16 protein-coding genes, 1 pseudogene and 1 riboswitch are annotated in these 20,029 nt (G+C 44.4%); of the genes and pseudogenes, 8 read left to right on the top strand and 9 right to left on the bottom strand.

The window, feature by feature from the left end; all coding sequences use genetic code 11:
- Positions 1-13 precede the first annotated feature (13 nt).
- The 4 genes and pseudogenes from J2Z66_RS13660 (at position 14) to J2Z66_RS13675 (ending at position 5,356) form a co-directional block, all read left to right on the top strand.
- Positions 14-2,910: pseudogene (locus J2Z66_RS13660) on the top strand (Tn3 family transposase).
- 143 nt (positions 2,911-3,053) lie between these two features.
- Positions 3,054-4,019, top strand: a complete 966-nt coding sequence (locus tag J2Z66_RS13665; protein WP_209971994.1) for a LuxR C-terminal-related transcriptional regulator — start codon at positions 3,054-3,056, stop codon at positions 4,017-4,019.
- 11 nt (positions 4,020-4,030) lie between these two features.
- Entirely contained in the window at positions 4,031-4,864 is an 834-nt protein-coding gene (locus J2Z66_RS13670) for an SMI1/KNR4 family protein (RefSeq protein WP_209971995.1), read from the top strand.
- Between the two features lie 87 nt (positions 4,865-4,951).
- A complete protein-coding gene (locus J2Z66_RS13675; protein WP_209971996.1) occupies positions 4,952-5,356 on the top strand; it encodes a CBS domain-containing protein in 405 nt (134 codons plus the stop codon).
- 345 nt (positions 5,357-5,701) lie between these two features.
- Here J2Z66_RS13675 and J2Z66_RS13680 read toward each other — a convergent pair whose 3' ends face one another.
- Positions 5,702-6,796 carry a hypothetical protein gene (locus tag J2Z66_RS13680; protein WP_209971997.1) on the bottom strand — a complete coding sequence of 365 codons (1,095 nt, stop codon included), beginning with the start codon at positions 6,794-6,796 and terminating at the stop codon, positions 5,702-5,704.
- A gap of 638 nt (positions 6,797-7,434) precedes the next feature.
- Between J2Z66_RS13680 and J2Z66_RS13685 the strand changes: the two genes are divergently transcribed.
- Positions 7,435-7,890 (top strand): MarR family winged helix-turn-helix transcriptional regulator, encoded by a 456-nt coding sequence (locus tag J2Z66_RS13685; protein WP_209971998.1) that lies wholly within the window; start codon positions 7,435-7,437, stop codon positions 7,888-7,890.
- A 38-nt stretch (positions 7,891-7,928) separates the two neighbouring features.
- Positions 7,929-9,299, top strand: coding sequence for an MFS transporter (locus J2Z66_RS13690; RefSeq protein ID WP_209971999.1), 1,371 nt, complete (start codon positions 7,929-7,931; stop codon positions 9,297-9,299).
- Positions 9,300-9,320: 21 nt separating this feature from the next.
- On the opposite strand, the gene J2Z66_RS13695 is transcribed toward J2Z66_RS13690, so the two are convergent.
- A complete protein-coding gene (locus tag J2Z66_RS13695) occupies positions 9,321-9,950 on the bottom strand; it encodes a HEAT repeat domain-containing protein (protein ID WP_209972000.1) in 630 nt (209 codons plus the stop codon).
- A 254-nt stretch (positions 9,951-10,204) separates the two neighbouring features.
- Here J2Z66_RS13695 and xerS point away from each other — a divergent pair, with 254 nt between their 5' ends.
- A complete protein-coding gene (xerS, locus tag J2Z66_RS13700) occupies positions 10,205-11,290 on the top strand; it encodes a tyrosine recombinase XerS (RefSeq protein WP_209972001.1) in 1,086 nt (361 codons plus the stop codon).
- A gap of 23 nt (positions 11,291-11,313) precedes the next feature.
- On the opposite strand, the gene mgrA is transcribed toward xerS, so the two are convergent.
- A complete protein-coding gene (mgrA, locus tag J2Z66_RS13705) occupies positions 11,314-12,303 on the bottom strand; it encodes an L-glyceraldehyde 3-phosphate reductase (RefSeq protein ID WP_209972002.1) in 990 nt (329 codons plus the stop codon).
- Positions 12,304-12,575: 272 nt separating this feature from the next.
- Here mgrA and J2Z66_RS13710 point away from each other — a divergent pair, with 272 nt between their 5' ends.
- Complete coding sequence (locus J2Z66_RS13710) at positions 12,576-13,607, top strand: YkvI family membrane protein (protein WP_209972003.1); 1,032 nt, start codon at positions 12,576-12,578, stop codon at positions 13,605-13,607.
- Positions 13,608-13,621: 14 nt separating this feature from the next.
- Here the strand turns inward: J2Z66_RS13710 and J2Z66_RS13715 are convergent, their stop codons facing one another.
- From J2Z66_RS13715 to J2Z66_RS13740, 6 genes are all read right to left on the bottom strand, one after another.
- Positions 13,622-14,479: a DUF421 domain-containing protein gene (locus J2Z66_RS13715; protein WP_209972004.1), complete on the bottom strand. Its 858-nt coding sequence runs from the start codon at positions 14,477-14,479 to the stop codon at positions 13,622-13,624.
- 249 nt (positions 14,480-14,728) lie between these two features.
- The gene (locus tag J2Z66_RS13720; protein WP_209972005.1) at positions 14,729-15,235 is read right to left on the bottom strand and encodes an ADP-heptose synthase; all 507 of its coding nucleotides are present in this window, start codon (positions 15,233-15,235) and stop codon (positions 14,729-14,731) included.
- 169 nt (positions 15,236-15,404) lie between these two features.
- The gene (locus tag J2Z66_RS13725; protein WP_209972006.1) at positions 15,405-15,995 is read right to left on the bottom strand and encodes a ribonuclease H-like YkuK family protein; all 591 of its coding nucleotides are present in this window, start codon (positions 15,993-15,995) and stop codon (positions 15,405-15,407) included.
- A gap of 129 nt (positions 15,996-16,124) precedes the next feature.
- Positions 16,125-17,072, bottom strand: coding sequence for a C40 family peptidase (locus tag J2Z66_RS13730; RefSeq protein ID WP_209972007.1), 948 nt, complete (start codon positions 17,070-17,072; stop codon positions 16,125-16,127).
- Between the two features lie 115 nt (positions 17,073-17,187).
- A riboswitch (cyclic di-GMP riboswitch) is annotated at positions 17,188-17,273 on the bottom strand.
- Positions 17,274-17,405: 132 nt separating this feature from the next.
- Positions 17,406-17,693, bottom strand: coding sequence for a hypothetical protein (locus J2Z66_RS13735; protein ID WP_209972008.1), 288 nt, complete (start codon positions 17,691-17,693; stop codon positions 17,406-17,408).
- An 11-nt stretch (positions 17,694-17,704) separates the two neighbouring features.
- Entirely contained in the window at positions 17,705-20,008 is a 2,304-nt protein-coding gene (locus tag J2Z66_RS13740) for a thiamine pyrophosphate-dependent enzyme (protein WP_209972009.1), read from the bottom strand.
- Between the last annotated feature and the right edge of the window lie 21 nt (positions 20,009-20,029).

Below are 20,029 nucleotides of genomic sequence, written 5' to 3' on the forward strand. Positions count from 1 at the left end.
GGGGAGACTAAACATGCCGCGTCGTAGCATCCTCACCTCAACCGAACGTGCCTCCCTCTTGGCATTTCCAACTGCCGAAGATGAGCTTATCCGGCACTACACCTTAAGTGAGCCGGATTTATCCGTCATCAAGCAGCATCGCGGTGGGCACAACCGCCTCGGCTTTGCCGTTCAATTGTGCTACCTGCGTTACCCCGGCTGCGTGTTGCCCACAAATACTCAACCGTCAGAGGCGCTTTTATTCTTCGTAGCACGGCAATTGCACCTCGATCCTGGTCTATGGCCGCAGTACGCTCAGCGGGTTGAAACCCGGCGCGAACACTTGCTGGAATTGCAAGCTTGGCTTGGGGTGACTCCATTCGGGACGTCTCATATCCGTAAGTTCGTCCATCATCTTTCCGAACTCGCGCAGCAGACTGACCGAGGCATGGTGTTGGCAACGGCATTACTGGATATGTTATGCCAACAACATATCATTGTACCGACCATCGATGTGATCGAAAGGGTGTGCGCAGAAGCACTCACCCGTGGAATCCGGCATGTATACGAGGCATTAACTGAGTCCTTGTCCGCAGACCTACGGAAAATGCTGGACAATCTGTTGTCTGTTCGTGAGGGCACCATGACCAGTTCATTGACTTGGCTACGGCAGCCACCGGGCGTTCCGAATGCCAAACATGTCATGGCACATATCGAACGGCTGCGAACTATTGGAACCTTGGGATTATCAGATGGTCTGGTACGTACCGTTCATCAGAATCGGTTAATGAAAATCGCCAGAGAGGGCAGCCAGATGTCCTCGCAGCATCTGCGAGATCTGGAATCCACCCGCCGCTACGCTACTTTGGTCGCTGTCGTACACGATACCCGAGCCACACTTATCGACGAAATCATAGATATGCACGACCGTATACTCGGGATGCTATTCAACCGAGCCAAACGAAATCACACCGATCGCTTTCAACAGTCGGGAAAGGCGATCAACGACAAGTTGCGTCTTTATTTCCGCATCGGTCGAGCACTATTGGAAGCCAAACAAAGTGGAGGTGATCCGTTTGCGGCCATTGAATCCATCTTGCCATGGCAGGTATTTACCGAGAGCGTCACAGAAGCAGAAAGATTGGCTCAGCCCGCAGACTTCGACTATCTTCCGCTGATCGGTGACGGTTTCAGCCAGCTTCGCCGCATTACTCCAACACTTTTGGAATCGCTTCAACTCAAAGCTGCGCCAGCCGCACGTGACATTCTGGAAGGGGTGGAATTACTTAAGAGCATGAATCAACGTCAAGTGCATAAGGTGCCAGAAGATGCACCGACGAGTTTCATTCGCAAGCGCTGGGAAAACGTTGTCCGCACAGAGGACGGCCTTGACCGTCGCTTCTACGAACTCTGCGTGCTGACGGAGATGAAGAACGCTCTACGCTCTGGTGACATTTGGGTGCAGGGATCACGCCAGTTCAAGGACTTCGAGGAGTATCTATTGCCGATACCACGCTTCACAGATCAACGTCAACGCCAAGAGCTTGGCTTAGCCGTAGACATCGATTGTGAACGCTTCCTTGAAGAGCGGCTGAAATTACTGGAACGAGCTGCCGGATGCTGCCATTACAGACAGTGGACTCAAAATCACCCCTCTCACCAACGCGGTTCCAGAAAAAGCAGATGCCCTGATGCGTCAAGCGTATGCGTTGCTACCACATTTGAAAATTACCGATCTGTTGTTGGAAGTGGACGGATGGACTGGCTTCACGCGTCACTTCACCCATATGAAGACCAACGATTCAGTCGCTGATAGAAATCTGCTTTTGACTGCAATCCTCGCTGATGGGATCAATCTCGGACTGACTAAAATGGCGGAATCCTGCCCCGGCGCGACCTACGCCAAGCTGTCCTGGTTACAGGCATGGCATATCCGCGATGAAACCTACTCGGCGGCGCTGGCCGAAGTGATCAACGCGCAGTCCCAACAATCCTACAGTACTTGGTGGGGAGACGGCACGACTTCATCATCAGTCGGTCAGTGGTTCCGGGCTGGCGGCACAGGCCAAGCCGCCGGGCGTCACATTCTACACACATATATCAGACCAATATGCACCATTTCACATCAAAGTCATCAATGCCGCTGTACGCGATGCGACTCATGTACTGGATGGTCTGCTGTACCACGAGTCGGATTTACACATTGAAGAACACTACACCGACACAGCAGGCTTTACTGATCATGTTTTTGGCCTGATGCAACTATTAGGATTCCGCTTTGCACCGCGCATCCGCGACCTCAAAGACAAAAATCTATATGTGCACGGAGACATAAAAGCATTCCCAACGCTGGCAAGCCTGATCGGTGGCGGCATCAACGTAAAACACATCCGTACTCAATGGGACGATGTTCTTCGCTTAGCAGCGTCGATTAAACAGGGCACCGTTACCGCCTCTCTGATGCTTAGAAAGTTGGGCAGTTATCCTCGTCAGAACGGACTAGCTATGGCGCTTCGGGAATTAGGACGTATCGAGCGTACACTTTTCACGCTGGATTGGCTACAAAATGTTGAACTGCGCCGCCGGGTACAGGTTGGCCTGAACAAAGGTGAAGCCAAGAATGCTCTAGCCCGCGCCGTATTCTTTAACCGACTGGGCGAACTGCGTGACCGCAGTTTCGAGAATCAGCGCTATCGTGCTTCCGGCCTCAATCTGGTGGTAGCAGCCATTGTACTGTGGAATACAGTCTACTTGGAACGAGCGATACAAGCGTTAAGAACGCGCGGACGATCGATTGATGACAACCTATTACAACACCTATCACCACTCGGATGGGAACACATCAACCTGACTGGCGACTACACATTGCAACAGAGCAAGCAGGTAGCACCTGGCAAGTTCAGGCCGCTACGTCCAGTCAGTTACTCTTAGCGTACGATTATTTCCGTTTCGTGAGGGGACCCCTTAAAGGAGAACTCTCACCTGATGCAGAGTTGGTCGGCATACGGTTTACCCGTGTTCTTGAGTCGCATGGCTGGGGTAACTCTCTGATTAACCTGTATGTGAAACAGTCGATGTGCGAAGGGTTTTATGAATGGAATCGATTGGTTGATTGCCGGGCGCTTCTGCACCAAATCGGAAAATCCATGAGTACCACCCACACACCAGGGCTCTTTGTGCCACATCGAATCATGCAGGACCGGCTTTTCATGGCAGATGGGCAAGTCCAGCTTGCTCATGAATCGGTAGACGAAGCGATTGAAGCAGCCGCGAAGCTTAGCGAACTTAATTGGCTTTTGTTTTTGCGCGCTTTCAAAATTCAAATTTATTTATGGGAAGGATCGGTTGCACAGGCTAAGAAAGAAATAATCTTACTCCATATACCCAAAAATGATATGCCAACCTATAGTAGAGAGCTCGAATACATCACCTTGGTGCGTCTTTTGAGCAAGCAGCATAAATATTCGGAAGCTCTCCGACTACTGGAGCGGCTCAAGCCTCAATCAGCAAGGGAATGTCAGTTATCAAGCATAGTAGAGATTTCAATCCTGCAAGCTCTTATCGAACATCAAAGGGGACAAAAATCGGCCGCGCTGCGTTATATACATGAAGCGTTGATTATTGGCGAAGCGAATGGCTATGTAAGGAGCTTTCTTGACGAAGGCAGCATGATGGCGGAGCTGCTTCAATTGTATGTCCAACACAGAAGCCACACAATCCATTCATCGGAACTGAAAGAGGTATCTGCAACATACGTACGAAAGCTAATTGGTTTGTTCACTCAAAAAAAGGAAATGAATGCTCCCTCTCCTGCTTCCGCTTTGGTCGAGCCGATCACCCCAAGCGAATTAAACATGTTATATTTAATCCGAGATGGGGCCTCCAATAAGCAAATCGCGGAGGAGCTTGCATTATCAGAGGGGACAGTCAGGGTATACCTCTCTCGCATTTATGCGAAGCTTGGAGTCACTCCCGCAGTCAGGCCTGGAATGCAGCACAAAAGCTGCAGCTGTTGCGGTAAGAATAAAATCAGAAAATAGGAGGAATTTATATGGAAGATCCCATTCAATCCGGTACTTATAGAGTAGATAATTGTGGAAAAAAAGTATTCTCCGGTACTTATTATCTAAGTGAGGTTCTAAATAAAGACAGCGTGCCTCAATTATACCAAAATCATGGCTCATCGGATGAAGAAATTGAAAACATGAAAAAATGGTTATTGATCTTGAGCAGAATTGTTCACGGTGATGATATTACCTACGGCTGCACGGAACAACAAATCGATGAAGCGGAAGAAAGGTTAGGAATATCTCTGCCAAAAGAATTGCGTGTATTTTACCATACTGTGGGTAATGATGAACGGCTGACAGCCGATGGAGATGTAAAAAAGAGAGATCGTTATTTAACGATTGACCAGATCTATATGGAGGAAGGAAATATTGTATTTCGCATGAGAAAAAAAGAACCTTTTGCATTATCGCTGGATAAAAGGCAAATTATGTTCTTGGATGATGGGAACTGGTTTTGGGAGCCTTGTATGGAATCATTTTGCGAAAACACTATGATTGTTGCTTCTGTCTTTGCAATTAGTCATATGAAAAATTCCGCAAAGGGCAGATTGAAGGGCCAATTGGTTTCTTCACTTCAAGCAAGAGCGTTGGCAGAGCAAGCATTTTTCCCAACCTTTCAAGCGCTGGATACTTATTATCATCCGTTTTGTGCTCTTTTTTACCACGAGCAGGAACGCAGACTGGGCTGGTTCCGTTCCAATGGCATCATGTCAGATATCCTAATAGGAACACAAACTGCAGCGGACATTGAGGAATTCGGAGAAAAGCACGGAAATATCAAATTCAAATATGCCAATAAACATGGTGAGAGATGAAAAATCGCATAACTACACATAATACTGTAAAATATGTTTTAATAATAATGTAGACTTACAAATTTCAGAGCAAAGGAGCACATGACGATGGAAATAAGCTTTTTTTTACTACCCAAAGATGAAGTGGCCTTTATCGTCTCCTCCGCTTCCATGCAGGAAGCTATTGAACAACTAGAATTTCACCATTACACGGCACTTCCAGTTATAGACAACGAAGGAAAATACGTGGGAACGTTATCGGAAGGCGACATGCTGTGGAAGCTAAAGAACACGTCTGGACTCAGTTTTGATAACCTGCAGCAAGTACCCGTTCATGAAATCAAGAAACGGATTTATAACGAATGTGTTTCTATTAATGCCCAAATGGAGGATATGCTTGCATTAGCAGCTGATCAAAACTTCGTTCCGGTAGTTGACGATGACCGTACCTTCCTAGGCATCATTCGCCGAAAAGATATTATTGAGTATTATACGAAAAATATAACGGATTGAGGATCCATCATCTTCGGAACTTGTCAATAATAGCCCCCTCCTCTATATGAAGAATGACGAGCACAAGGCTCGTCATCCTCCTTTTCTCTTCTCTGATTGCTCACACTCCTGCGATACTCTAGAGTACCATTAGTTTACATGAAGTCGTAAGAAGTATAGAATGGATAGCTTTTTAAATATTTTTTAAAAATGGTTTAAAAGAAAAAATCGCGGATTTAACGTATCCTGGATAACTGGAATAATAAATATCCGTTAAAATTCCGATTGAAATTGCCGAACTTTCCGCTGCAGAGCAGCCAAAATTTGACCTGCAGCGGCGTAATATTGTTGACACTGGTCTGTCTATTACTCAAAGATGCATTCACTTGGGAATGCAGGTTCGTATCCATTTTCTGAAGCCCACTTTGCAGCAGCAAAAATTTTATCCTTATAATCCGGTTGATAATTAAAATAATGCGGATAAAAGTATTGTTCGTGAATCATCAGCTCAAGGAAGCCCTTATGATTAGCGTCATGCTTAAGCCGCTGCAGAGCAGGAACAATTTCATTCATTTGCAGCCTGTCCAATACAGCATCGATTTTGATGAAAATGAGATCTTCACTGTGATCCATCCAGAAGTCGCGCCCATTCAAATGGTCGATTTGCTTCTTATTCAAATAATAGGAGACCAGCGGTCTATCGTCCACGAAGTAAAAGTATCCAGTCAAGCCGCGAAACCCAAGTTGCCTTAACTCCCTGCATCCTTCGAGTGTCGCCTCTCCCCAATGAATAGTCGTAACCGGATCAAGAAGTTCCGCTCCAGCAAAACGGATAATTTCATTAGTCACTCGTTCATAATCACGTCTTATTTCAGCCGGCCCCGCTTCCTTATAGGGCATATCCGGTTCATTCTGCAAAGCATGAAACGTCAGTCGCAGCCAATCTGCTTGGGCCTTCCACTCATCCTTATAGGTATCGGGCATTTGTGTAAGGTCGAAACCATCTGTCTGAAAGTATAGATTGAGATGCACCTTAGTTCCGTATGTATCATGGACTTCCTTCAAAAAACCAAGATATGGATTATCAAAAATAGAGCGGTATGTATCACGATGCTCAGCAATGTCTTTAAGGAACCAAATATTATCGTCAATGGAAAGCCGGTACTTATTCGCGGCACCCTTTAACCAATAAACGACCAGTTCCTCTCTACGGCTTTCATCTTCAATTGTTATCACATTTTTGTAGCTTTCCAAAGCGATTTCAGCATAATATTCCTCGTTATAGGGCTTAATCGCTATACCATTTACTTTTATTACTTGATTACCTGGGGCTGAAATTGAGACATGAATATGTAAATGTCCTTCTCTAACTTCCCCATCGAAATCATGGAGCATGTCACCATCAACAGGGAACAAAACCTCCCAATCTCCGGTTGACTGCAGCCGTGTCTGATCCGTCATCTCCGTCTCACTTCCTCTTTTGATATCATTTCATAATAAGCTGGGATTATAAGTACCATTCATTTTCGTAAAACTTTTTCCTTATACGTCTTCAATGTATCATGTTCTGATTAAATCGTAAATTCCAAAACCTTGTTTATTTTCACTAATTATTAATGTATTTAATTATTTATATAATAAATTATTAATGTCATTAATTATTGTGAATTAGCATTCGCATTTCCTATTAACATTGACTTACATTCTTCACAATCACACTCCCCTTCACATCCACTCTCCCAGAAGCATCTAAAACTTCTTCTTTATCACCACACAAACTATATTCCAGCCTTATTGTGATAGTTTACATAACAATAGTTACGTAAATAATAAAACCATTAACATCACCCCACACCCCCATATTATTAACGTGAATACCAACACAAACCCAACGTTTTTCGGATCCTCCCCTCCTGCATAGCTGCAATTGGTAAATGACGTCGTTCTCTCACACTCAAGAAACCTCATTTGCACATTCGAGTCATTGACAATAAACAAAAAATAGTTTTAACTGTAATTAGTTCGATATGAAACTATTTAGTTCGAAGGTGCGATTATTTAGTTCGATATGAAACTATCAAGGATATGGAGACGATAAGATGAAAGATAACGATCCAAACAACATTCGCTTCCCTTGGGGGACAGGCGATTCTGTCCATGAGCTGATCAAACTGCTTTTTAATACGACCCGTCGCGAGATTGAAAATGCGATTCGGCCAGTTGGCGTAACCTCTCAGCAAGCTTTAGCACTGCGTCTGCTGACACATCAGCCCGGAATTACTCAATCAGAGCTGGAAGCCTTCTTACATATTGAAAAATCGAGCGTCTCCAACCTCATCAAAGGACTATGCGACAAAAATTGGGTAGAGCGGCGGCACCATCCTGATGATTCCCGAATCCGGCAGATCTATATTACGCCTGAAGGCCAGCGTATTAATGATCAGGCTGTTCCGCTAGTGGAGCAAATTAAAAGCCGTAGTGATGACATGTTATCCGAGGAGGAAGAAGCTATTTTGAAGCTGCTGCTGCGCAAGGTACTTCGCTCTTATCAATAATTAAGTAATAGTTAGTTTAAGAAAGGATAGGTATACACATGGAATCCTCTGCCCCACACTCACAAGGCCATGCAGATAAATTAATAAAAATACTCGCCTTTACTTTGGTTTTTTCCGTGATGAACGCTTCTATATTTAATGTTGTGCTACCAGTTATTAGCTTGGAATTCACCTTAACTCCTTCTCAGGTGAGCTGGATTCTTTCCAGCTATATGATTGTGTACGCTATCGGCTCAGTCATATATGGCAAGCTTGCCGACAAATACAAACTAAAAAACCTGCTGACATTTGGCTTAATTTTATTTGCCGCAGGTTCTATAGTTGGTCTATTTGCAACTCATTTCTGGATGGTCATTCTTGGCAGAGTAGTTCAGGCTGTCGGGTCCTCCGTTATTCCGGCAACTGCAATGATTATACCGGTCCGTTATTTCCCTCCCCATACAAGAGGAAGAGCTCTCGGAATTTCCGCGATCGGTCTCGCTTTAGGCGCTGCCTTGGGCCCTATCGTCTCTGGTTTAATATCCAGCTTTGCCAGCTGGCGCTTTCTGTTTCTGCTGTCCCTCCTCCCCCTGCTGACCTTACCTTTGTATAGAAAATATCTGGATAATGAAAAAGGAACGGCAAGCAAAATTGATATCCTTGGCGGCATCCTGTTAGCAGGTACCGTGGCTGCACTTATGCTTTCCATCACACAAGGAAATGTGCTTTTACTTGCGCTGAGCATCGTTCTATTGCTGCTCTTTATTATTCGTATCCGAACTGCGGCCGAACCTTTTATCAATCCAAAGCTATTCCAAAACAAGAAATATTCAGCAGGCCTGGTTATTGCCTTTCTTGTAACCTCGCTCGTATTCGGCTTGCCTTTTATAACGCCTCAATTCCTGACCAAAATTAATCATCTAACTCCGGCCATGATTGGCTTTGTCATGTTTCCCGCGGCTATCACATCCGCGTTGCTCGGACGTAAAGGCGGCAAGCTCGCGGATGAAAAAGGAAATACGGTTTTGTTTTTGACAGCAACCATGCTAATTTTTGTGTGCTTTATGGGGTTGTCCTCTTTTATCGGATATTCCGAGTGGATCATTGCAGGCTGCTTGATATTTGGAAGTCTTGGACAAACCTTTATGCAAATTTCCGTATCGAATACCATTTCACGTACGTTGTCTAAAGATCAGGTAGGGGTTGGAATGGGGTTGTTTTCCATGCTTGGCTTTATTTCCGGGGCGATGGCAACTAGTTTGATTGGTAAGGTGCTTGATTTCCGCACTAATGATTTTCATCTTAATCCTTTCATTAAGCAGCCTGCAGCGTTTGTTTACAGCAATATCTTGTTTTTCCTTGCTTTGATGATGGTCGGCGTAGCCTTCTTATATTGGACACAATTTGGTAGAAAAACGCGAGAAAGCTGATCGCTGCAGCAAACCTTAATGCTAGATTTTCTGCATTTTCCTTATCACCTTCTCTACCCGGCTTCGTTTAGAAGCCTTCTCAATATCATCCAGACGGGACGACAGGGTATCAATAAAACTCTTTTTATTCCCATCATGAATAACTGGCAAGGCTTGTTCCGCATACATCGGAAGTTGATTGGTCGGGCAATGCTTCAATTGTTCAATGAGTAAAGAAAATGCTTGTCCGGCATACTTTTCAATGGAACAAAGCTGGATAAGAATACGTACAGCCTGATCCTTGGCAATAACCGATCCTTTATCAGCAGCTAACATAATCGTTTCAAGCTGGGAAGCAATAAATTGCGGATTTTCTTCCGTAATGGCAGCAAGCGCCGTCATTGCTCCCCAGACAAGACGGTTGTTAGGATGACCCAGCAAATGAACGAATGTCATGCCATAATCTGTAATCAGATCTGGTTGTAGCGCGCCAATTTCATAAAGTACTTTGATACAATCACTTTGTACGTTTTTGTTCTTATGGCTTAGCAGATCTATCAACTCTTCCACCGCTGCCTCATCACCGTTGACTGCTATGGAGTGGGCCAACTCCTGATTGGGTACCTCATCCTTGCGGTTGAGCGAAACAGCCAACTTATCTAAAATGCTCATATTTTCTCCCTCACTATCTTCTGATTTTCTTATTGTATTATACTATATCTGTTTGTTTGCCACATGATTCTGATGCTTATTATGCTGATCACGAATAGGTGCTCATCAGCAATCCTATACAAGCAGCGCATGCCATGATCCGTAATGTAGAGAAAGCAGCGCAACGAGTATAGATACTACTCTCCATTTTCGGCCATAGACTTGCTACTACTCCTGTTCAATTCTATAATAAAAACAGCGAGGTGTCGGTAAAGATGAATATCATTAAAATCAAAGACCGCAATGAATTGGACAAAAAAGTAGTTTCCATGCCCTGGTATGTAGAAAAGTTTATTAATTATAAGCTTCCCGATCTCTCTCCCTCTTCCTTGCTGGAGTATATCCGTGATTATGAAACCTTCTTTTCCTGGCTTCGGGCAGAAGGCTTAACGGAGGGCGAATCTATTCGGCAAATTCCTATTGAGGATTTGGAAAAGCTGCATATGGATAGCATTGACAATTACAAAATGTTTCTTTCCACACGCAAGGAAAACGCCAATGTCAAAACGACCATTAACCGCAAGCTGTCCTCCTTACGATCACTTTTTCATTATTTGAGCCAAATTGCCGAGGATGAACAGTTCTACCCTTTGCTCAAGCGCAATGTTATGGCAAAAGTCGAAATTAAACGTTCTCAAAAGCCTAAGGATTCCGCCGCTAAGCTCGAAGGCAAGCTGTTGCAGGAAGAAGAAATCTCTGAATTTATCGATTATATTCAAAATAACGGGTACGAAACTGATGTAGCGAAAAATAAACAAGCCCTATATTCTTATCAGCTTAATAAAATACGTGATACTTGCATCGTTACGCTTATCCTTAACTCTGGTATTCGTGTCTCCGAAGTATACAACCTGAATGTCGATGATATCGACTTGAAAAACAAGGTTGCTTACGTCTACAGAAAGGGCAGCAATGACGATACCTTCAAAACACCTGTCTATTTTCGGAATAACGCCATTCAAGCCCTAACAGATTATTTAGCTTTACGTCAATCCCTTTACAAACCTGTAAAAAGGGAAAAAGCCCTCTTCCTTGCCATAGCCAATGGCAAAAAAGAAGGCGAGCGTATGACCAAACGGGCGATTCAGGAAATGGTAATCAAATATGCCAAACGCTTTGGCAAGCCCTATTTATCCGTTCATAAATTAAGGCATTCCTTCGCTACCGATTACTACTTGCGTAACGATTTGTATAAAACTCAAGAGCAGTTGGGACATGCTTCTCCAGAAACTACACAAATTTACGCTCATCTTACGGATAGAACGATGGCAGAAGCCATTGATAAGAACAAGGAATCCTGATGCTCAAAGTTAAATCCTGAAAACTATTTCAGGATTTTTTCGATTTCTGCCAGCTCTTCCGGCAGGAAGTTCAAATTATTCAGCGCTGCAATATTTTCCTCAATTTGCGACACTCGGCTGGCGCCAATCAACGCAGAAGTTACCCGTTCACCCCTAAGTACCCAGGCTAACGCCATTTGTGCCAAGCTTTGGTCACGGCGGCTTGCCAATTCATTTAGCCGATTGATTTTGCTTATTTTATCTTCAGTGATATCTTTTTCCTTCAAAAATCCACTCAATTTGGACGCCCGGGAATCGCTTGGAATGCCCGTCACATATTTATTCGTCAATAGTCCTTGTGCCAATGGACAAAAAGCAATGCTGCCCACACCATGCTCCTCAAGAACATCCTGCAGACCGTCCTCCACCCAGCGGTTTAACATACTATAAGAAGGCTGGTGAATAAGCAGCGGGGTACCAAGATCCTTTAGAATGCTGACTGCTTCTTTCGTTTGCTCAACACTGTAGCTGGAAATGCCTACATATAGCGCTTTGCCTTGACGAACAATCTGATCCAAGGCACCCATGGTTTCTTCCAAAGGTGTATCCGGATCCGGACGGTGGGAATAAAAAATATCTACATATTCAAGTCCCATACGTTTCAAGCTTTGATCCAAGCTTGAAATTAAATATTTCTTAGAGCCCCATTCTCCATAGGGTCCTTCCCACATATGATAGCCAGCTTTCGTTGAAATAATCAACTCGTCGCGATAAGGAGCCAGGTCTGTCTTCATCACTCTACCAAACATCTCTTCCGCTGATCCAGGAGGTGGACCATAGTTATTGGCGAGATCAAAATGGGTGATTCCAAGGTCAAATGCCCTCAACAGCATAGCTCTACCGTTTTCATGATTGTCGATTCCACCGAAATTATGCCACAAGCCAAGAGATATCGCCGGCAGCTTAAGACCCGATTTTCCTGTGCGGTTATACTTCATCTCTGCGTATCGATTGTGATTCGCTTGATATACCACTCATTTTCCTCCTCTTTTCCGGTTATGCCGGATTGTACTACATCTCTAAGTATAGGTTAAATGAACAGATAAAAAAAGAATGAAAACTTGTTCACATTTCAGTCTCTTCATTTAGTTTACATAATAATAATTATGTAAACTAATATTTCTGGTATCACCTTCAAGAAATGGGATAAACCTCTTAAGCAACCGCATAATCAAAAGACAACTGCATACATATAGATTGTACAAGGTATGGGACAAGGAACTCGTAATCTGTGGGGGGACATTTCATGGGCAAGCGAATGCAAATCGTTCAAGTGGCGTCCACCTATATTGGAACAGTTGTTGGTGCCGGGTTTGCCTCTGGGCAGGAAATCCTGCAGTTTTTCACATTTCATGGAACTCTGGGGTTAGCAGGAATAATAGTTACTACAGGCTTATTTGCCTGGATTGGGACCAAGATGATGGTGCTGGCACATCGCATCCAGGCGAATTCATATCACCAGATGAACACCTATTTATTCGGGCAGACCTGGGGCCGCGTTATCAGCTTATTTATATTTGTGATTTTGCTCGGAGTAACCTCCGTCATGCTGGCCAGCACAGGGGCCATCGTGGAGGAGCAGCTAGGGTTTCCCTTTCAGTGGGGCATTTTATTCACTATCACTCTCTCTTTTCTCGTATTGATCAAAGGCATGAAGGGTCTTCTCTCCATCAATTTGCTGGTTATGCCGATGATGCTCGGCTTCACTCTTCTTGTCGCTTCACAATTAGGTTTGAAGGGCTTCTATGCTGAAGTGTATGCGTATCCCGATCATGGTAAATGGCTCTTCCATTCCATAACGTATGCCGCTTTCAATCTAGCGATGGTGCAAGCTGTACTCGTTCCGCTGGGCTCAGAAATTAAGGACGAAAGTGTTTTGAAGTGGGGAGGGTTATTAGGCAGCCTGACACTGGGACTCATGCTCTCGATCAGTCATATGGCTCTTCATTACCACATGCCGCAAATATGGGATTTTGCTATACCAATGGCCGAAATCATTCGGAACCTTGGGAATGCTGTTCGGCTTCTCTTTCTAGTTGTGGTATTTGGCGAAGTATTTACAACCCTAGTCGGGAATGTGTTCGGTATGACACGCCAAATCCAGCAGGTATATCCTATCCCCCAAAAGCTGATCGTTCTTCTGCTTTTATTCGGATGCCTGCTGATTGGACAGATCGGTTACAGCTCCCTTTTATCAGCCCTTTACCCCGTCTTTGGTTACATGGGACTTTTCTTGATGGTCTCTCTCATGTTCAAACGGATGCCGGCTAAATCATAGCTATAAGCAAGGGGTCACTTCAGAAATGGCTTAACAGTCTCAATAATCTGGATTAAGTCATTAGAGCACTGTTCATACATTTGTTTGCCTTTTTTCTCTGTTGTAGACAAAGCAAATAATTCAATATCCGCTTCGCATTTTTTCAACGTGGCAAGCAGTTGTGCCCTGTTTTGGGGCTGAGGAACCTTTAACATATCGTCAAATAGATCGACATACAGCTGTCCGTAGGAATCTACCTGACCGAGAAATACATTTTCAATCGTCACACCAATTTTATCCAACTCAGTGTGCAGCCAGCCGCGATTCAGACCTATTGTGGCTAATGGTTCATCCATAATTTTTCCATCCATAATCACCACTTGTGGTTCTTGCTCCGGAGCTACTTTGATTCCTAAATGTTTAGGTGTCAAGGGTTGATTTTCTCTAGTTAGCAAAACGTTAATATCTCCGCTAGGCTCCATGATGGCAAATTCCACGTCAGCTACCATAAACACTTTTTTTGTTCGCAGCTGCTCCATAAGCTCATCCGTAGTGAGACGTTCTTTTTTTAAATTATCCTCTAAAATTTTCCCGTCTTTAATAAGCACCGTACCCTTACTATCCAGAAAATCTCTTGCCTTTTTACTTTTTATTTGTAAATATTCAATGCCTAATGAAAAACCAACCCATACCACGAGTGAAATAATACCCAAATACCAATTGGTATCCAAATCGAGTGAAATGTAGGCAGCCAGGCTCCCGATTGTGATTCCGGTTATGTATTCAAACAAAGAAAGCTGCGAAACTTGTCTTTTCCCTAATAGCTTGGTCATTAGAAATAAAATGACGATGGCTAACAACGTTCTTACGGCAACCTCTAACCCTTCTGGCATGCTTGTTTCCCTCTTTCTATTTCATATTACTTATGCATACTTATATGCTTTAAGATGTACAATCTTTGGAATGTATATACTTGTGCGGTTTCATAAAGGAACCTGGAACTTATCTTTTTTCAGGAAACGTATGCAACGACAAAAAAGCACCCTTCTAGGCGCCTCTTGTTTATCCCTGAACAATAAGTTTACATAACTATAGTTATGTAAACTTATCTCCGTAATGGATGGCACAGCTATTACCATTTTTTAAAGCAAAAAATCTCCCTCTACAGCAAATTCAAAATCCTCAACGTCATATATCTCAATCGGGATTTGAGCTTCAATCAGCTTTTCCATAAAATCCAATTGATCCGTTAAAAGTGGTGATTTTTCCCTGATTGCAGCTAGGATAAGCTCCGTCTCTATAGGATCGAATTCTTCCCCGTATTCTGCGTTCTCTACAGCATATAGCACCGTGATCGTAACGTCCTCATCTACTGGTAGTGGCGGACTTTTACGCCATGCCATTTGCAGCGCCTTTTCGATTTTTTTGCGATTAAACGAATCCTCGAAATAGGCGATAAGCTCGCCGATTTTTTTCTTAACGTGAACATCATCATCCTCAGTTGGCATGATCGGCTCCAGCCCGTCCTTCATCTCATATAACTCCATAATGCTTGTATAAGGAAGTATATATTCGACAGGGTATCCGGGCTTTAACAGTTGACCGTGAATCGCCAGCATAACTGCTTCCATAACAAAAATACGGGACATACCCGCTCCCCCCTTTTCATGCCAAATCATCACAAACCTTTGACGGTTATCCCCTCTTTATTCTAGATGGTCATGCAAAATCCTTCTTATAAAGGAAAAAGCCCGTTAACCGGCAACGATGATCAGCTTAAATCATCCTTACGATATAACGGGTTTAACAATAAGCACCCTAGACAGTTACACTTTCATCAGTCGGATGATGCGGCTTTTTTGAAAATTTGTTGGCGTAGGAAGAGGCTACATAGGAATCGGGCTTGATAATAGGCACCATACCCATTGACTCCACTCGACTTACCATTTCCTCCACGAACATGGCTGTTTTATTCCTCAGCTTATCTGCACCCGCATCAATGTGAATAAACATCTCAAACGAAGCACCTTGATAAAGAAATGGCAGCACGATGTCCTCCATTTCTGAGCGCCTCTGCTCATTAAAGAACATGGCAATTTCTTCGCTGTACATGGTTTCCGTGGACAGCTTCTCCTTCACAGAGTCCAGCGCTCTTGGTACAATAACCTGCCTATAGCAAGCCCAGGCACCTCTGCCCATACGCTGAATGACTACTCCGGTGATGAATTTGGTATGTCCTACGTGAACCTGACAATCCGTTCCGATAATGAACTTGTATGCTGCTTTGGGTTCCAACCGCATAAAATGAAGAATACGTTCATGAACCTTTTCCAGACTTAGTCCCTTTTCTGACGTATTGCGAAATTCCAGATCGTGAATCATGGTCAGATGATGGTGCTTCTTCTTCATAAGGTTCACCAGCGCCTCAAAGGTAGGGTTCCTTCCTCTACGAATTAGGAAAACTGCGATAAAGGATGTCTGTCTCTTCGCACTCCTACCTTTATTATATGACAAATTTCAAAAAGATCGAATATTCTTTCAATTTATCGGGCTGCCGCCGAATAAAAAGCGATATTCCCACGCATTTCCGCCAATCGTATCGATTCTTACCCCACCTGAAGCTACAGAATAAGTATGAAGGATTTGACCGTTGCCTAAATAAATTCCCACATGAGTGATGGCTTCTTTGGATTTATTCACACCAGCGTAATTTGCAGCCTTGGTTCCTTTACTGGACATAAAGAACAGCAGATCCCCACGTTTTAAATCCTTCCAGTTTGCTTTCACAGGACCCCGTGCTTTCACAAAATTTCCTTGAGCCTGAGAGTCACCCGGAAGCATAATCCTTGTCGCATCCCAAAATGCCTGTTGAATTAGATCGGAGCAATCGAACGTCTTGGTGTTTAGACGCGCAGATCCATACTCGTAAGGTGTTCCCATATAAGCTGCAGCCGCATTAATAACACTTTCAGTTCGTTCTTGCGGAGGAACAATAAGCCCCGTTATCGAAAAGTCTGTCGCTAGATAGGTTTTGCCGCTGCTCACATAACCGACAACACCGCTGAGATCCCTTGCCTTGTACCAGCTATCATTAATTTTCTCAAGCACCAATAGCTCTTCTCCTTTTGGAAAGAGGCGAACTTTGCTGCCATCTGCTGATGGCTTCGTACGAAAGTTAACTGTTGCAATGGTTTTGGCATTGCTAACAACCGATATGTATTTAGTGCTGGAGCTGACATAACCTACCTGTCCCTGAGCATCTCTGACTTGATACCAATATGAACTCGGTACACTTAAGACTGTTACAACCTCACCCTTCTTCAAATAACGTATAAATGCGCTGGAGGTGTCCAGACCTTTTCGAAACGAGACCCCTGCTGCTACCTCAGCTTTTGTAATGGCTGGCTCTGCTGCCGCTGCGGCTTGCGGTAACAAGAATACCGCTATTAAAAAAGTCATCCATACTACTAGAACCGCTTTTTTCATTCTGCAGCCTCCATGTTGTTATTATATTTCTAACCTTGTCCTTTTAGCTCACCTCCTGTAAATAAAAAGATAACCCAATGCTGACTGGTCAGCACGGGTTATCCGGACCACCGCTTTCAGCAGCTGGCTGGCATTGTGCCTTGCACATAAGCCCCTGTAGCTTTGCGTCGCAGCCTTTCGGCTGTTTTGCCTTTTTCAAGTGATGATGCATATAAACGTTATATCCCTATTATAATTTGTAGAGCCTAAGTGGAGAATAGGCGCTTGGTTATAATTCCCTTACGAACGAAGAGTAGCGTTTGGCCTATTGACCCGCTGTCATTTTTTGAGAGATTACTTTTTTTCCGCTCGGGGTCTATCGCCTTCATCCCAAAAAAGAACATAAGAAGGATCATTCTTCAGCTTAACGTTGCCAAGCTTCATCTGCCCTTCTTCCATCTCAATGATCTTCCAGGCCGCCGTGTCCCCGATTTCTTTTTCTTCCAAAAAAATCCCGGCTCCTTCCGCCGCCTCTTCCTCAGTAAGCCAAAATTTCACACCGTAATACTCCAAACGGTAATGATTTACAAGCTCGCAGGTATAAATTTGTGACGTGCTTGTATGCTGCAGAACAAATGGCATCTAATCACTCCTTATAAATAAGGATTTTCGTGCTTGGCTTTGAGCATATTCCATCTGCGTTCCACTTCATGCTCGAATGCATGTAACGATTCGGCATGCTCGGGTTTGGTCATATGCTTCGTCTTACCCATCGTTTTGAGCCAATCCGACAATGGTATCTTCTTGTTCTTATCCTCGGGATTGTAAGTTATTGTCGTTACCCCATGCTCTATTTCATAAAGCGGGAAGAAGCAAGAGTCCACAGCCGCACCCACAATATCTGAACCGTCGCTATCCTCAGAAAGCCAGTTTAAGGGGCAGGCAATTAGAATCTTGCCATACACCATGCCTTCGTTTTGAGCATACCACTGCGCTTTCGCTGCCTTTTTCACCAGATCCTGGGGGTAAGCCTCGGACCCCGTAAATACATAAGGGATATGCGTAGCTGCCATAATTTGCGCTGTATCCTTGTGATGGAATACCTTGCCCGCCTGCTTGGTACCAACGTTAGAAGTCGAAGTCCTGTGCCCCATCGGCGTGGAATAAGAAAGCTGTGCTCCCGTGTTCATATAACCTTCGTTATCATACTCTAATATGATCATTTTGTGATTTCGCAGAGCTGCACCTATGGCCGGTCCCATGCCGATATCCATACCGCCATCACCCGTAATCATCACGAATGTAAAATCGTCCTGCAAATTAAATTCATCTAATTCACCGCGGCGCTTACGCTCCCAGAACATCTCCACGACGCCCGATAAGGTCGCTGCCCCATTCTGAAACAGATTATGAATGTAAGTCGCTTTATGGGCAGAGTACGGGTAGCCTGTCGTTACAACCATTGCACATCCCGTATGGAACAAAGCTACAATATCCCCTTCGATGCCTTTGAAGAACAGCTCCAGTCCTGAGAAAATCCCGCAGCCAGGACAAGCGCCATGACCAGGAGCAATTCGTTTCGGTTTACCGGTTAGTGCGCGCAGCGGCGGAATCCGTACATTCAGCTTATGGGTTTCTTCATTGGGAGTGACCGTGATCAGCCCTGTTTTGAGATCCTCATACTTCATCGGGTTCATCACCCTCTTAGGAGACTTGGCAGGGTCTCCAGCAGAGTGGCCGTAATAATCAAATGGAACCGCCACTTTCCCCTCAGCTACGGCATCTATGGCAAACTGGAATAGATTATGGCCATCCTCCGAGTAAAAATCTTTGCCACCTAGTCCAAAAATACGGCTGATCACCATCGTATCGCGATTGCCATATGTGAACAAAGCCGCTTTAATTTCATTGACCATATTACCACCGTGACCGCCGTAAGAGTCGGCACGATCACCAACCGTCACAGCCTTGACATGCTGCAGCGCCTCGGCAATTTGCTTGGCTGGAAACGGCCGGATCATATTGGGCGCAATGGATCCTGCTTTAACTCCTTTTTCCCGCAGTTGGTCTACAACATCTTTAATAATTTCCGAAGCAGAATTCATCAGAAATACAGCTACCTCTGCATCCTCCATCCGGTATAGATCAAGAATCGGATAGTCACGTCCCGTTAAATCAGCATATTCACTGCGGATTCTATCGAACACGCTCTCCGCATTATACATCGCCACGGACTGCTGATAACAGTTGTTAATGTAGTCCGGTTCATTCATATAAGGCCCTACAGTTATCGGGTTATTGCGATCCAGCGTATGAGGAAAGTTCTTGGGCTGCTCGCCCACAAAAGCTTGCACATCCTCACGGTGGGCAAAGGTCTGCACCCGGCGTTTCTGGTGTGAAGTGAAGTAGCCATCTGAGGCAACAAGAACAGGTAAACGAACCTCTGGATCCTCTGCCAGCTTAAGCGCAATAATATTCATATCGTAAACAGCTTGTGGATCGCGGCACATCAAGATGGGCCAGCCTGTATTCAACGCATAATATAAATCGGAATGATCGCCATGAATATCCAGCGGCCCGGATACCGATCGGCATACCAAGTTCATAACCATGGGGAACCGTGTTCCGGATTGGACTGGCATTTGTTCAAGCATATATAAATAGCCATTGGCGCTGGTCGCATTAAATACACGCCCTCCTGCTGTAGATGCTCCATAGCATACACCAGCAGATCCATGCTCACCATCGGCCGGAATTAACACAATATCATGTTGACCGTTGGACTTCATCAGATCCAAAAACTGTGCAACCTCCGTAGACGGAGATATGGGAAAATACCCCATAATATGATAATTGATTTGATGGGCGGCATATGCGGCCATTTCATTTCCTGATTCGTAAACAATACGCTGCTCAATTTTCGCCTGCCCTAATTCCTTCTTGATATCGATCGCCATTGGTTGGTTCCACCCTTCTCC

Source organism: Paenibacillus eucommiae (genome assembly GCF_017874215.1).
Classification (GTDB): Bacteria; Bacillota; Bacilli; order Paenibacillales; family NBRC-103111; genus Paenibacillus_AI; species Paenibacillus_AI eucommiae.